14 protein-coding genes are annotated in these 13,480 nt (G+C 61.3%); 13 read left to right on the top strand and 1 reads right to left on the bottom strand.

Annotated elements, in window-relative coordinates; translation table 11 throughout:
- The 3 genes from EN955_RS29780 to tgt all read left to right on the top strand — a co-directional run.
- The coding region (locus tag EN955_RS29780; RefSeq protein ID WP_164769924.1) for an S-adenosylmethionine:tRNA ribosyltransferase-isomerase at window positions 1–553 on the top strand (553 nt) is incomplete at its 5' end.
- On the top strand, window positions 543–812 hold the full coding sequence (locus EN955_RS29775; RefSeq protein ID WP_024503504.1) for a hypothetical protein: 270 nt from the start codon (window positions 543–545) through the stop codon (window positions 810–812). The genes EN955_RS29780 and EN955_RS29775, both read left to right, overlap by 11 nt.
- Window positions 805–1,935, top strand: a complete 1,131-nt coding sequence (gene tgt, locus EN955_RS29770; protein WP_024503503.1) for a tRNA guanosine(34) transglycosylase Tgt — start codon at window positions 805–807, stop codon at window positions 1,933–1,935. Before EN955_RS29775 ends, tgt begins: the two co-directional genes overlap by 8 nt.
- A gap of 4 nt (window positions 1,936–1,939) precedes the next feature.
- Here the strand turns inward: tgt and EN955_RS29765 are convergent, their stop codons facing one another.
- Complete coding sequence (locus tag EN955_RS29765; RefSeq protein ID WP_013531820.1) at window positions 1,940–2,359, bottom strand: DUF4864 domain-containing protein; 420 nt, start codon at window positions 2,357–2,359, stop codon at window positions 1,940–1,942.
- 264 nt (window positions 2,360–2,623) lie between these two features.
- Between EN955_RS29765 and EN955_RS29760 the strand changes: the two genes are divergently transcribed.
- The 10 genes from EN955_RS29760 to EN955_RS29715 all read left to right on the top strand — a co-directional run bounded on the left by EN955_RS29760 (window position 2,624) and on the right by EN955_RS29715 (window position 13,472).
- Window positions 2,624–2,860: an Lrp/AsnC family transcriptional regulator gene (locus EN955_RS29760; RefSeq protein ID WP_010909609.1), complete on the top strand. Its 237-nt coding sequence runs from the start codon at window positions 2,624–2,626 to the stop codon at window positions 2,858–2,860.
- A 171-nt stretch (window positions 2,861–3,031) separates the two neighbouring features.
- Window positions 3,032–4,444: a circularly permuted type 2 ATP-grasp protein gene (locus EN955_RS29755; protein ID WP_024503502.1), complete on the top strand. Its 1,413-nt coding sequence runs from the start codon at window positions 3,032–3,034 to the stop codon at window positions 4,442–4,444.
- 133 nt (window positions 4,445–4,577) lie between these two features.
- Window positions 4,578–5,519 (top strand): alpha-E domain-containing protein, encoded by a 942-nt coding sequence (locus tag EN955_RS29750; protein ID WP_024503501.1) that lies wholly within the window; start codon window positions 4,578–4,580, stop codon window positions 5,517–5,519.
- Between the two features lie 85 nt (window positions 5,520–5,604).
- Window positions 5,605–6,399 carry a transglutaminase family protein gene (locus EN955_RS29745; protein ID WP_024503500.1) on the top strand — a complete coding sequence of 265 codons (795 nt, stop codon included), beginning with the start codon at window positions 5,605–5,607 and terminating at the stop codon, window positions 6,397–6,399.
- A gap of 132 nt (window positions 6,400–6,531) precedes the next feature.
- Window positions 6,532–7,263: a peptidase gene (locus tag EN955_RS29740; protein WP_013531816.1), complete on the top strand. Its 732-nt coding sequence runs from the start codon at window positions 6,532–6,534 to the stop codon at window positions 7,261–7,263.
- Window positions 7,264–7,363: 100 nt separating this feature from the next.
- Entirely contained in the window at window positions 7,364–8,773 is a 1,410-nt protein-coding gene (locus EN955_RS29735; protein ID WP_024503499.1) for an aspartate aminotransferase family protein, read from the top strand.
- Window positions 8,774–8,851: 78 nt separating this feature from the next.
- Window positions 8,852–9,619, top strand: coding sequence for a DeoR/GlpR family DNA-binding transcription regulator (locus tag EN955_RS29730; RefSeq protein ID WP_013531814.1), 768 nt, complete (start codon window positions 8,852–8,854; stop codon window positions 9,617–9,619).
- 126 nt (window positions 9,620–9,745) lie between these two features.
- A complete protein-coding gene (glpD, locus tag EN955_RS29725) occupies window positions 9,746–11,272 on the top strand; it encodes a glycerol-3-phosphate dehydrogenase (protein ID WP_024503498.1) in 1,527 nt (508 codons plus the stop codon).
- 42 nt (window positions 11,273–11,314) lie between these two features.
- Window positions 11,315–12,394, top strand: a complete 1,080-nt coding sequence (locus tag EN955_RS29720) for an ABC transporter ATP-binding protein (RefSeq protein WP_024503497.1) — start codon at window positions 11,315–11,317, stop codon at window positions 12,392–12,394.
- A gap of 10 nt (window positions 12,395–12,404) precedes the next feature.
- Window positions 12,405–13,472: an ABC transporter ATP-binding protein gene (locus EN955_RS29715; RefSeq protein ID WP_024503496.1), complete on the top strand. Its 1,068-nt coding sequence runs from the start codon at window positions 12,405–12,407 to the stop codon at window positions 13,470–13,472.
- Window positions 13,473–13,480: the final 8 nt, after the last annotated feature.

The following is a 13,480-nucleotide window of genomic DNA, read 5'->3' as shown; positions in this document are numbered from 1 at the left end:
CATCTATGCAAGCGAGGAAGGCGCCGTCGCGGCTCCGACGGCGGGCCTGCATTTCACGCCGGAGCTTTTTGCAGCGCTTGACGCCAAAGGCGTCGAACGCCGCTTCGTCACCTTGCATGTCGGCGCCGGTACGTTCCTGCCGGTGAAGGCGGACGACACCGCCGACCACAAGATGCATGCCGAGACCGGGTCGGTCAGCGAAGCCACTGCGGACGCCCTGAATGCCGCAAGAGCAAGGGGCGGGCGCATCGTTGCTGTCGGCACGACCTCGCTGCGTCTGCTGGAGAGTGCGGCGCGTGAGGACGGTACTCTGGCTGCGTGGTCCGGCCCGACCGATATCTTCATCACGCCCGGCTACCGTTTTCGCACCGCCGACATGCTGATGACCAATTTCCATCTGCCGCGCTCGACTCTGTTCATGCTGGTTTCGGCCTTCAGCGGCCTCGACACGATGCGCGCGGCCTATGCCCATGCGATCGAGAACCGTTACAGATTCTATTCCTATGGCGACGCAAGCCTGCTTTTCCGAGCGGAGACGAGCGATGGACGATGATCTGCAAGCCTTGGACCGCGATGCGCTGATCGCGGAAGTGAAAAAACTGCGCGCCGGCATTCGCCAGCACCGCGATTCCACCGGCCATGAATTGTGCTGGCATCACCCCGATCTGTGGGACCTGCTGCCGGAAAAAACCGAACCATCGATCGCCGTGCCGCCCTGGCCAAAATTCATGCGCGGCTGCATCCACTACCGCCAGTCGCTCGACAATCAGGCGCCGGACGCCCCGATCCACGACAAGGAATTCAATGGCTAAGCAGTTCAGCTTCAAGGTTCTGGCAATCGACGGCAAGGCGCGGCGCGGCGTGATCGACATGCCGCGCGGCGAAATCCGCACGCCGGCCTTCATGCCGGTCGGCACCGGCGGTACCGTCAAGACGATGTATATGGACCAGGTGCGCGGCGTCGGCGCCGACATCATCCTTGGCAACACCTACCATCTGATGCTGCGGCCAGGCGCCGAGCGTGTGGCGCGGCTCGGCGGCTTGCATGAATTCGCCCGCTGGCCGCATCCGATCCTGACCGACAGTGGCGGTTTCCAGGTCATGTCGCTGTCGAAGCTGAGAAAGCTGACCGAAAAGGGCGTCACCTTCCGCTCGCATATCGATGGCGCCGCCTACGAGATGTCGCCGGAGCGGTCCATCGAGATCCAGGGACTGCTCGATTCCGATATCCAGATGCAGCTCGACGAATGCACGGCGCTGCCGGCCGAAATGAAGGAGATCGAGCGCGCCATGGAGCTGTCGCTGCGTTGGGCCGAGCGCTGCAAGACGGCGTTCGGCGACCAGCCGGGCAAGGCGATGTTCGGCATCGTGCAAGGCGGCGACAACGCAGCGCTGCGGGTGCGATCGGCGCAGGCGCTGAGCGCGATGGAGTTGAAGGGCTATGCGGTCGGCGGCCTGGCCGTCGGCGAACCGCAAGCGGTGATGCTCGAGATGCTCGACATCACCTGTCCGGAGCTGCCGGCGGACAAACCGCGCTATCTGATGGGCGTCGGCACGCCTGACGATATCCTGAAATCGGTGGCGCGCGGCATCGACATGTTCGACTGCGTGATGCCGACACGGGCCGGCCGCCACGGCCTCGCCTATACAAGGCGCGGCAAGGTCAATCTGCGCAACGCCCGCCATGCCGACGATCCGCGGCCGCTCGACGAGGAAAGCGACTGCCCGGCCGCCCGGGACTACTCACGCGCCTATCTGCATCATCTGGTGCGCTCGCAGGAAGCGCTCGGCGCCATGCTTTTGACGTGGAACAACCTGTCCTACTACCAGAAACTGATGCAGGACATCCGCGCTGCGATCGAGGCTGGCACCTTCGAGGCGCGCGGCGCCGAAATCACCGAGGGCTGGGCGAGGGGCGATATCCCGTTGCTGTAAGGCCTCAAGTGCTGAGCGAATTCGAGGCGCGCAGGCTGCAGCCGGTGATCTGGAACGTGCCGTCGGGCTGCTGCTGCAGCGTATAGACCGCCTCGTAATCCTTGCCATCGGGGCCGACGATCAGCACCTGCTGGACGATCGAACCCGGACCGGTCTCCTCGACCTTGCCGAAGGAATAAGTCTGCGGCTTGCGCACCGGCGGATAGCCGTTGGTCACCATGTTCATGAAGGCATCGACGGTCGGGAAGATCCGCTTCACATTCGGGGCGGCGAAGCTGTAGGCGGTGGCGCCGTCATTGGCGATGAGGGCCTTTAGCTGACCGTCGATGACGGACTGGCCTGCCTTGATCTCGGCATCGCCGGCCAATGCCGACGACACCCAGAGGAATGGAACGACTGCGAATGCGAAAAAGGCGCGGCGCATGGCCTGTCTCCGTTGTCCCGCGAAACATCTTCCCTTGAAATGGTGCTGTCCGAAGACGCATCATAACATACGCTTGGCAGCGCATCGCGGTTTCAGCGATCGCGAATAATCGCTGGCGCTCGGCGGCAGGTTGCATGCTGGCGGAGAGCTGCGGCAGGTCGCAGCCCAGGCCTGGGCCGGCAGAGTACGAATTCCAGCGCTTGAAAGCCCGCCTCCAGTCTGCCAGAAGGGCCGCTGGACTTGGACGTTTAGCGGGACGAAGCCATGAAGGCGTTTTTCGTGCAGATCAAATGCGAGCTCGGCAAATCCTATGAGGTTGCCAGCGCGCTTGCCGATGCCGAGATCGCCTCGGAAATCTACTCCACCGCCGGCAACTACGATCTGCTCGCCAAATTCTATGTCGACGACGAGGAAGACGTCGGCCATTTCGTCAACGAAAAGGTGCAGATTCTCCCCGGCATCAAGGACACGTTCACCGTCGTCACGTTCCGTGCTTTCTAGCTGGTAAACGCATTTGCCCGGGCACGAGGCAAAGGCTGATCAAGGTCATATTTCAGCTGCCTCAATTTTAGGCAGGCGCAACATACTGATCGCCCGTATCTCCCAAATCACCGATTGCGCTTGATTTTCTCCGGCGACGCCAGTGAAATGGCGTCACAGGGGAGTATGCGATTGGCAGCGTTCGATGAAATGCTTCCGGAAGTCTCCGGATTGAGAAGACCGTATTCGGCGTATGATCGCTGGCTGAAGGAGCAGGATCCAGCCAGGCTGACCGAGAAGATGCAGGACGCTGAGCGCGTCTTCCGCAAGACCGGCATCACCTTCGCCGTCTATGGTGAGCAAGAAGCCTCCGAGCGGCTGATCCCGTTCGACATCGTTCCCCGCATCATTTCAGGCAATGAATGGCGGCGCCTCACGCAGGGCATCGAGCAGCGCGTGCAGGCGCTGAACGCCTTCCTCGACGACATCTACCATCGCCAGGAAATCCTGCGGGCAGGGCGCGTACCCAGGGAATTGATCGCCAGGAATGAGGCATTCCTGCCGGAGATGATCGGGGTCAGGCCGCCGGCCGGCGTCTATACCCACATCATCGGCGTCGACATCGTCCGCATCTCGGAGGACGAGTTCTACGTGCTGGAGGACAATGCGCGCACGCCGTCCGGCGTCTCCTACATGCTGGAGAACCGCGAGACGATGATGCAGCTGTTCCCCGAGCTGTTCCAGAAGATCAAGGTGCGGCCGGTGGAAAACTACCCGCAGCTTCTGCGCCAGTCGCTGGCGGCGGTGCGGCCGCAAAGCACCAAAGGTGCGCCGACCATTGCGGTGCTGACGCCCGGCAGCTTCAATTCCGCCTATTTCGAACACGCCTTCCTTGCCGACCAGATGGGCGTGCAACTGGTCGAAGGCCAGGACCTGCGCGTGGTCGACGGCCATGTCGCCATGCGCACGACGGAAGGCTACAAGCAGATCGATGTGCTCTACCGCCGCGTCGATGATTCTTTCCTGGACCCGTTGACGTTCCGTCCGGATTCCGCACTTGGCATACCCGGCATCATGGATGTCTATCGCGCCGGCAACATCACCATCGCCAATGCGCCGGGCACCGGAATAGCCGACGACAAGGCGATCTATTCCTACATGCCCGAGATCATCGAGTTCTACACCGGTCGCAAGGCAATCCTGGGCAACATTCCGACCTGGCGCTGCTCGGAGCCCGACAGCCTGAAATACGTGCTCGAACACATCGACGAGCTGGTGATCAAGGAAGTGCACGGTTCCGGCGGCTACGGCATGCTGGTCGGGCCTGCGGCAACCAAGAAGGAATGCGAGACCTTCGCCAAGAAGTTGGCGGCCAAGCCATCGAATTATATTGCCCAGCCGACGCTGGCGCTGTCGACATGCCCGATCCTGACGGAAAAAGGGCTGGCGCCGCGCCACGTCGATCTCAGGCCCTATGTGCTGGTCTCCGACCGCATCCAGATCGTGCCTGGGGGCCTCACACGCGTCGCGTTGAAGGAAGGTTCGCTGGTTGTGAACTCGTCGCAGGGCGGCGGGACGAAAGATACTTGGGTGTTGGATGATTGAGACGAGTGAGTAGGGAATAGTCAGTAGTCAGTAGCGGAAATAGAGGGACAGGAAATGCCATATTTCATTGAGATTCAATTGCTTAATATTCACTGCTCACTATTCGCTACTCACTAGCCCGAAGGGCCACTTCATGCTTTTAGGCCGCACCGCAAACGGGCTCTATTGGATGAACCGCTATATCGAGCGGGCGGAAAACATGGCGCGCTTGGTCGATGCCGGCCTGCGCATGGCGCTGACCCGCACCCAAAGCGCCTCGGAAGAGTGGAATTCGGTGCTGCTCAGCGCTGGTTCCGACGTCACCTTCAGCCAGAAATATTCCGACTATACCGCCGCCAATGTCGCCGACTTCCTGTTGCGCGACACGTCGAACCCATCGAGCACGATGTCGTCCATCGAGACAGCCCGCAACAATGCCCGCATGGTGCGCACCGCGCTGACGCGCGAGACCTGGGAAAGCATCAACGAAGCCTGGATGGCGCTGAAGCGGATGCTGGCCAAGCCGATCGACGAGCGCGACCTGCCAAGCGTGCTCGACGCCATCAAGCGCGAGACGGCGCTGATCCGCGGCTCGTTCTACGGCACCATGCTGCGCAACGAGATCTTCGACTTCTCGCAACTCGGCACTTACGTCGAGCGCGCCGACAACACGGCGCGCATCCTCGACGTGAAATATTATGTGCTGCTGCCGTCGATCTCCTGGGTTGGCTCGACGCTCGACAATTATCAGTGGGAATCGATCCTGCGTTCGGTCTCGGCGCATCGCTCCTATCGCTGGGTCTACGATGCTGATTACAAGCCGACCAACATTGCCGACTATCTGATCCTCAATGTCCGCATGCCGCGTTCGCTGATGTTCTGCTATCGCTTCCTGTCGGAGCATCTGAAATTCCTCGGCGACGATTACGGCGAGCGCCATGCCTGCCACGCAACGGCCGAGAAGACGCAGACAATGCTGAGAGCCGGGTCGATCAAGGATATCTTCGATACCGGGCTGCATGAATTCCTGGCCAATTTCATTCGCGACAACACCAAGCTGGGCGACGAAATCGCACAAGATTATCGGTTCAATTGAGCATGGTCCCGAAAGGTGGAGCCGGTTTTCTTAGACAAACGGAAACCGTTTGTCCGGAGATCGTGCTCACAAACGGAATAGAAGCATGCGGCTGAAGATTACCCACCGAACTGAGTACCGTTACGATACGCCGGTGCACTATCTGTTGCAGCGGCTGCGGCTGCTTCCAGTCAGCGGGTCGACGCAGACCGTTCTGTCCTGGGCTCTGGCGATCGAAGGCGCGCGCGAAGAGGTCCGCTTTGTCGACCATTTCGGCAACGACACAAGGCTGTTGAGCGTCGAGGGCGAGCGCGACTTCATCACGGTGGAGGCGTCGGGCGAAGTGGTGACGCGCGACACCGCGGGCGTCTCGGGGCCACACCAGGGCTTCACGCCGCTCTGGCTGTACAGCCATGAGACACCATTGACGGTGATCGGCAGCGGTATCCGCGAACTCGCCGCATCGGTTGGCAAGGGCAGCGACATCGAACGGCTGCACCGGCTGATGGCTGTCATCGGCGAGCGCGTTGTCTACACGCCTGGCACCACCAATGCGACGACGCCGGCGGAGGAAGCCTTGGCGCTCAAGACCGGGGTCTGCCAGGATCATACCCATATCTTTGCCGCCGCCGCCCGCGCCATGGGCTTTCCGGCCCGCTATGTCAGCGGCTATCTGATGCTGGATGCGACGGTCGAGCAGGCCGCAAGCCATGCCTGGGCCGAAGCGCATGTTTCGGGTCTCGGCTGGGTTGCCTTCGATGCCGCCAATGGCATCTCGCCCGACGAGCGTTATGTAAAGGTGGCGACGGGCCGCGATTACCGCGACGCGACGCCGGTGTCGGGAATTCGGCTGGGACAGGCGGAAGAACAGCTTGCGGTCACCGTTACGGTGGAGCAGTAATCCTCGCAAGATTGCTGCCGAGCGATTCATCGTTTCAAGGAAACGCCGAACCGCTCTATCCCCTTGTTTTAACGCAATTCCGGACGGAAAACCGCTTCACACTTTTCCTGGAATTGCTCTAGAAGAGATTCCATGACCTATTGCGTTGGCCTGAAGATCGACCGCGGGCTCGTGTTCATGTCCGACACGCGCACCAATGCAGGCATGGATTCCATCTCCACCTTTCGCAAGATGCATGTCTGGGAAGAGCCGGGCGAACGCGTCATCGTTTTGATGTCGGCGGGCAATCTGGCGACGACGCAGGCCGTGGTCAGCCTGCTTGACGAGCGCACCAAGGCAATCTCCGAAAGACATTCCACACTGCTCGAAACGCCCTCGATGTACCAAACGGTCCGCATTGTTGGCGACACGGTCAAGGAGGTCATCGCCAATTCGTCACCCGCTGGCGAGAAGGCGGATTCCTATTTCAATGCGTCCTTCATCCTCGGCGGTCAGATCAAGGGCAGCGAGCCGCGCCTGTTCATGATCTATCCCGAAGGCAATTTCATCGAATCGACCGATGACACGCCGTTCTTCCAGATAGGCGAGACCAAATACGGCAAGCCGATCATCATCCGCGCCTACGAAAAGACGATGAGCCTCGCCGAGACGGTGAAGCTGCTTTTGGTGTCGTTCGATTCGACGTTGAAGTCGAACCTGTCTGTCGGCTTGCCGCTCGACCTGCTCTTCCTGGAGAAGGACGCTTTCAAGGTCGGATTGAAGAAGCGGATCGGTCAGGACGACCAGTATTACCGTACGATCTCCGACGGCTGGTCGAATGCGCTGAAGACGGCTTTTGCCAGCTTGCCGGATTTCCCTGGCTGAGGCGTGCGGCATCTCTTGCTGGTTGCATATATTTCACGCGTTAATTAATAAGAGACCAACCGCGACGGATGGTAGCGATGGATCATGTCGGGAGGACAGGATGAACAATGATGATTTCCGGCAATGGTCGCGGCGCGCCGCCGACTGGGGCGCTGACTATCGCAACAATCTGCGCGACCGCCCCGTGCGGCCACTGGTAGAACCCGGCGCCGTTTCCAGAAGCATCGAGGTTTCGCCGCCCGAAGACGCCGAACCGATGGACCGGATCTTCGCCGATTTCGAAGAGAAGATCCTGCCGGGAATGACGCATTGGCAGCATCCGCGCTTCTTCGCCTATTTCCCGGCCAATGCGGCGCCGGTTTCGGTGGTGGCGGAATATCTTGTTTCGGCGATGGCCGCGCAATGCATGCTGTGGCAGACGTCGCCGGCGGCGACCGAACTCGAAACGCGCACCGTCGACTGGATGCGCCAGGCGCTCGGTCTGCCGGAAGGCTTCTCGGGCGTAATCCAGGATTCAGCCTCATCGGCGACGTTGGCCGCGGTGCTGACCATGCGCGAACGGGCACTCGACTGGCAAGGCAACAAACAGGGCCTGGCAGGGCAGGCGCGGCTGCGCATCTACTCCTCCGACCAGGTGCACACGTCGATCGACCGGGCGATCTGGGTGTCCGGCATCGGCGAGGACAATCTCGTGCGCATTCCCGTCAGCGGCCGCTTTCGCGCCATGGACACGGCCGCGCTCGAGGCGGCAATCGTCGCCGACCGGGAAGCCGGCATGCTGCCGGCGGGCATCATCGCTTGCGTCGGCGGCACCAGCACTGGCGGCACCGACGACATTGCTGCGGTTGCCGAGGTGGCACGGCGGCATGGGCTTTATCTCCATGTCGATGCCGCCTGGGCGGGATCGGCGATGATCTGTCCGGAATATCGGCATTTCTGGACAGGCGTCGAAGGCGCCGATTCGATCGTTTTCAATCCGCACAAATGGCTGGGCGCTCAGTTCGACTGCTCGATCCAGTTCCTGCGCGACCCTGAAAGCCATGTCAGGACGCTGGCCATCAAGCCGGATTATCTGAAGACGCACGGTCATGACGGCATCATCAACTATTCCGAATGGTCGGTACCGCTCGGCAGGCGATTTCGCGCGTTGAAATTATGGTTCCTGCTGCGCGCCCATGGCCTGGAACGCCTGCGCACGATGATCCGCAATCATGTCGCGTGGAGCGAAGGGCTGGCGGCGCGGCTGGCAAGGGAGCCGGATTTCCAGATCGTCAGCGAACCGATGCTGTCGTTGTTCTCGTTCCGGCACAAGACCGCAACCGACGGGGACGAGCACAATCTGCGCCTTGTCAATGCGATCAACGACGATGGCCGCATCTACCTGACGCAGACGAAGGTTGATGGACTGATCGCAATCCGGTTCCAGGTCGGACAGTTCGAGGCGACCGCCGCCGATGTCGAAACGGCTTTTGTGGTGATTACTGAAATCGCACGTGGCCTGGGTCGCTGATTTCGTTAGCCGGCTTCTGCCTTTTCATCGGTTTCGTTTTCGACTATAGACAAGAAAAACGAAAACGGGAGGTTGCCCATGTATCTGTCGCCGCGCCATGCCGAGATTATCCAGATGGCCAAGGATCACGGCCGCGTGCTGGTCGATGATCTGGCCAACCACTTCAATGTGACGCCGCAGACCATACGCAAGGACCTCAACGATTTGTGCGACCAGCGGCTGCTCTCGCGCATCCATGGCGGCGCGCTGTACCCCTCCGGCATCGAGAACATGGAGTATGAGGCGAGACGCAAGATTGCCGCCGACGAGAAGGAGGCGATCGGCCGTGCGGCAGCCAGGCTGATCCCCGACAACGCCTCGCTGTTCATCAACATCGGCACCACGACCGAGTCAGTCAGCAAGGCGTTGCTCGATCACAACGGTCTCATGGTCATCACCAATAACATCAATGTTGCCAATAGGATGCGGATATATCCGTCGATCGAAGTGGTGATCGCCGGTGGTGTCGTGCGCGGTTCCGATGGCGGTGTGGTCGGCGAGGCGGCGGTCGATTTCATCAGGCAGTTCAAGGTCGATTACGCGGTGATCGGCGCATCCGCCATCGACCATGACGGGGCCTTGCTCGACTTCGATTTTCGCGAGGTCAAGGTGGCGCAGGCGATCATCGCCAATGCAAGGCATGTCATCCTGGTTTCCGACCAGACCAAATTCGAGCGAACCGCACCGGTGCGCATCGGCCATCTGTCGCAGGTCAACACCTTCATCACTGACCGCTGCGACATCCCCTCGGTGCGCAAGATCTGCCAGGAGGCCGAGGTTCAGCTGATCGAGACGTCGCTCGCCTAGGCGGTTTTCAGCTGATATCACGCGCCCGTGATATTTCGTTTGACATTCGTTATCATTTCGAAATAATTCCGACACGGTTTCGTAAAAGCCCAAAAATGGTGCAATGCGAAATCGCTGGAGGAATTTGTGGACGCATCTCCGATCCGTGACATTTTCGTCATAGGCGGCGGCATCAATGGCTGCGGTATCGCCCGCGACGCCGTCGGGCGTGGCTTTTCCGTCTTTCTCGCCGAGATGAACGACCTCGCCAGCGGGACTTCCTCGGGCTCGACCAAATTGATCCATGGCGGCCTGCGCTACCTCGAATTCTACGAATTCCGCCTGGTGCGCGAAGCGCTGATGGAGCGCGAGGTTCTGTGGAAGAACGCGCCGCACATCATCTGGCCGATGCGCTTCGTGCTGCCCTATGCCAAGGGCCTGCGCCCGGCCTGGCTGATCAGGCTCGGTCTCTTCCTCTACGACCACATTGGCGGGCGCAAATTGCTGCCGGCGACCCGGACGCTGGACATGGCCAGGGATCCGGCCGGCAAGCCTTTGAAGCCGCTATTCAAGAAGGCCTTCGAATATTCGGATGGCTGGGTCAATGATGCGCGGCTGGTGGCGCTGAATGCACGTGATGCGGCCGAACGCGGCGCAACGGTCCGCACCCGCACGAAAGTGACCGGCGCGCGCCGCGAAAACGGCTTGTGGACGGTCCAGGTCGAGGATCTGCAGACCGGCGAGACCGAGGAGATCAAGGCGCGACTGCTGGTCAATGCCGCCGGCCCCTGGGTCGATCATGTGCTTTCCGGCGTCGTCGGCCTCAACGATGTGCACAATGTCCGCCTCGTGCAGGGCAGCCACATCGTCATCGCCAGGAAATTCGACGATCCGCGCGCCTATTTCTTCCAGAACAGGGATGGTCGCATCATCTTCGCTATTCCCTATGAGGAAGAGTTCACCCTGATCGGCACCACGGACCAGGATTATCCCGGTGATCCGCATGACGTGAGGATCAGCGACACCGAGATCGACTATCTCTGCGCCGCAGCAAGCGAATATTTCGCTGAAGCCGTCAAGCGCTCGGACATCGTCTGGACCTATTCCGCCGTCCGTCCGCTCTATGATGACGGAGCCTCCAAGGCGCAGGAAGCGACGCGCGACTATGTGCTCAAGGCCGATGGCGGCGAGGGTGCCGCCCCGATCGTCAACGCCTTCGGCGGCAAGATCACCACCTATCGCCGGCTGTCGGAATCGATGCTGGAAAAGATCGAGGGTTTTCTGGGTAAACGCGGCAAGCCGTGGACGGCAAACGCGCCGTTGCCGGGCGGCGATTTCCCGGCCACCGGTTTCGATGCCGAAGTGGCGAAACTGAAGACTGCCTATCCGTTCCTCGACGCGCGCCTGGCTCGCCGGCTGACCCGGCTCTATGGCACCCGCGCAAGGATGCTGCTGGGGCTGGCCAAATCGAACGTCGATCTCGGCCGCAACTTCGGCGCCGATCTCTACGAGGCCGAGGTGCGCTATCTCGTTCAAAACGAATGGGCCGTCACATCGGAAGATGTATTGTGGCGCCGTACCAAGCGCGGTCTGCATCTCAGCCGCGAGCAGGTGGCGGCTCTCGATGAATTCATGCACGGCATAAGCCGGCGCCATGTCGCGGCTGCCGAATGAAGAGGGGTTTGAGCTGATGCGGAAGGCCTGGGAGGAGGCGTCATGCTGGAACTGAGAAACGTCACCAAGACGGTCGGTGCTGTCGCGCATATAAGCGATGTGTCGCTGACGCTCCAGCACGGCTCGCTCAATGTCCTGCTCGGACCGACGCTTTCGGGCAAGACCAGCCTGATGCGGCTGATGGCCGGCCTCGACGTGCCAACCTCCGGTTCGATCTGGTTCGACGGCCAGAATGTCACCGGCGTGCCGGTGCAGAAGCGCAAGATCGCCATGGTCTACCAGCAGTTCATCAACTATCCGGCGATGACCGTCTACGAGAACATCGCCTCGCCGCTCAGGGTGGCGGGAACCGATCAGGCGAAGATCGACAAGGAAGTGCGCCATGCCGCAGCACTTCTCAAGCTGACGCCCTATCTCGACCGCACGCCGCTGAGCCTGTCCGGTGGCCAGCAGCAGCGCACCGCACTGGCGCGCGCCATCGTCAAGAACGCCAGCCTGGTGCTGCTCGACGAACCGCTCGCCAATCTCGACTACAAATTGCGCGAGGAACTGCGCGCCGAATTGCCCAGGATCTTCGCCGCCGCCGGCACCATCTTCGTCTACGCCACGACCGAGCCGCACGAAGCGCTGCTGCTCGGCGGCAACACGGCGACGCTTTCCGAAGGGCGCATCACCCAGTTCGGACCGACCATCGACGTGTTCCGCAAACCGGTCGATCTGGTGACGGCCAAGACTTTCGCCGACCCGCCGCTCAACACCATCGTGCTGGCCAAGAAAGGTGGGGATTTCCTGCTGGAAGGTGGGGTCAAACTGCCGGTGCCCGCCGATCTCGCCGGCATTGCCGATGCCATGTACACGGTCGGTTTTCAGCCGCATCACCTGTCGCTCGATCGGCCCAATGCCGCCGCTGTGCCGGTGCGCGCCAAGGTGACGATCACCGAAATCACCGGCTCGGAAAGCTTCATCCATCTCGATTTCGCGGATGCACGCTGGGTGATGCTGAGCCACGGCATCCGCGACTTCGAACCCGACGCCGAGATCGAGGTGTTCATCGATCCGCGCCACATCATGGTCTTCGACGAGCACGGCCGTGCCGTGGCCGCGCCGAAGCTGGCGGCTTGAGGGGAAAGATATGGCACGCATAGACGTCAACCATGTCAGGCATTCCTATCTGCCGAACCCTCGGAAGGATGCCGATTTCGCGCTCAGGGAAGTGCACCACACCTTCGAGGACGGCGGCGCCTATGCGCTGCTCGGGCCATCGGGCTGCGGCAAGACCACGCTGCTCAACATCATTTCGGGATTGCTGCACCCGTCGCGCGGTCAGTTGCTGTTCAACGGCAAGGACGTGACCAATTTGTCGACGCAGGAGCGCAATATCGCGCAGGTGTTCCAGTTCCCGGTCATCTACGACACCATGACCGTCTACGACAATCTGGCCTTCCCGCTGCGCAATCGCGGCGTGCCGGAAGCCGATGTCGACCGCAAGGTGCGCGAGACGCTGGAGATGATCGACCTGGCGTCCTGGGCGAAGAAGAAGGCGAGGGGCCTGACCGCCGACCAGAAGCAGAAGATCTCGCTCGGCCGCGGGCTGGTGCGCTCCGACGTCAACGCCATCCTGTTCGACGAGCCGCTGACCGTCATCGACCCGCATATGAAATGGGTGCTGCGCTCGCAGCTGAAGCAGCTGCACCGCCGCTTCGGCTACACCATGGTCTATGTGACCCACGACCAGACCGAGGCGCTGACCTTCGCCGACCAGGTCGTGGTCATGTATGACGGCGGCATCGTCCAGATCGGCACGCCGGCCGAACTGTTCGAACGGCCACGCCATACCTTTGTCGGTTATTTCATCGGCTCGCCCGGCATGAACGTCATGCCGGTGGCCATCGACGGCAAGACGGCGACGCTCGGCTCGCAGCGCATCGAACTGCCGGGCGCGCCAAAAGCGGGCAGCGGCGCCATCGAACTCGGCATCCGTCCCGAATATGTCCGGCTTGGCCGCGACGGCATGGCCGTGCAGGTCAGCAAGGTCGAGGATCTCGGCCGCCACAAGGTGGTCCGCGCCAAGCTCGAAGGCCGCGAGATTGCGGCCGTCATCGGCGAGGACGAGACCGTGCCGGCCGATCCGAAGGTGCGGTTCGAGCCGGCCGGCATCAACATCTATGCCGATTCCTGGCGCGTCGAGATGGGGGCATAGATGGAAAA

The organism is Mesorhizobium sp. M7A.F.Ca.CA.001.04.2.1, from assembly GCF_003998485.1.
Lineage (GTDB): Bacteria > Pseudomonadota > Alphaproteobacteria > Rhizobiales > Rhizobiaceae > Mesorhizobium > Mesorhizobium ciceri.
Note: the sequence above shows the minus strand (reverse complement) of the source record. Positions and strands in the feature narration are given on the sequence as shown.

Coding starts and splice junctions, on each gene's coding strand:
- EN955_RS29745 (WP_024503500.1), top strand. CDS start 5,605: ATGCGGCTGAAGATTACCCACCGAACTGAGTACCGTTACGATACGCCG.
- EN955_RS29765 (WP_013531820.1), bottom strand. CDS start 2,359: ATGCGCCGCGCCTTTTTCGCATTCGCAGTCGTTCCATTCCTCTGGGTG.
- EN955_RS29750 (WP_024503501.1), top strand. CDS start 4,578: ATGCTTTTAGGCCGCACCGCAAACGGGCTCTATTGGATGAACCGCTAT.
- tgt (WP_024503503.1), top strand. CDS start 805: ATGGCTAAGCAGTTCAGCTTCAAGGTTCTGGCAATCGACGGCAAGGCG.
- EN955_RS29730 (WP_013531814.1), top strand. CDS start 8,852: ATGTATCTGTCGCCGCGCCATGCCGAGATTATCCAGATGGCCAAGGAT.
- EN955_RS29740 (WP_013531816.1), top strand. CDS start 6,532: ATGACCTATTGCGTTGGCCTGAAGATCGACCGCGGGCTCGTGTTCATG.
- EN955_RS29760 (WP_010909609.1), top strand. CDS start 2,624: ATGAAGGCGTTTTTCGTGCAGATCAAATGCGAGCTCGGCAAATCCTAT.
- EN955_RS29775 (WP_024503504.1), top strand. CDS start 543: ATGGACGATGATCTGCAAGCCTTGGACCGCGATGCGCTGATCGCGGAA.
- EN955_RS29715 (WP_024503496.1), top strand. CDS start 12,405: ATGGCACGCATAGACGTCAACCATGTCAGGCATTCCTATCTGCCGAAC.
- EN955_RS29735 (WP_024503499.1), top strand. CDS start 7,364: ATGAACAATGATGATTTCCGGCAATGGTCGCGGCGCGCCGCCGACTGG.
- EN955_RS29720 (WP_024503497.1), top strand. CDS start 11,315: ATGCTGGAACTGAGAAACGTCACCAAGACGGTCGGTGCTGTCGCGCAT.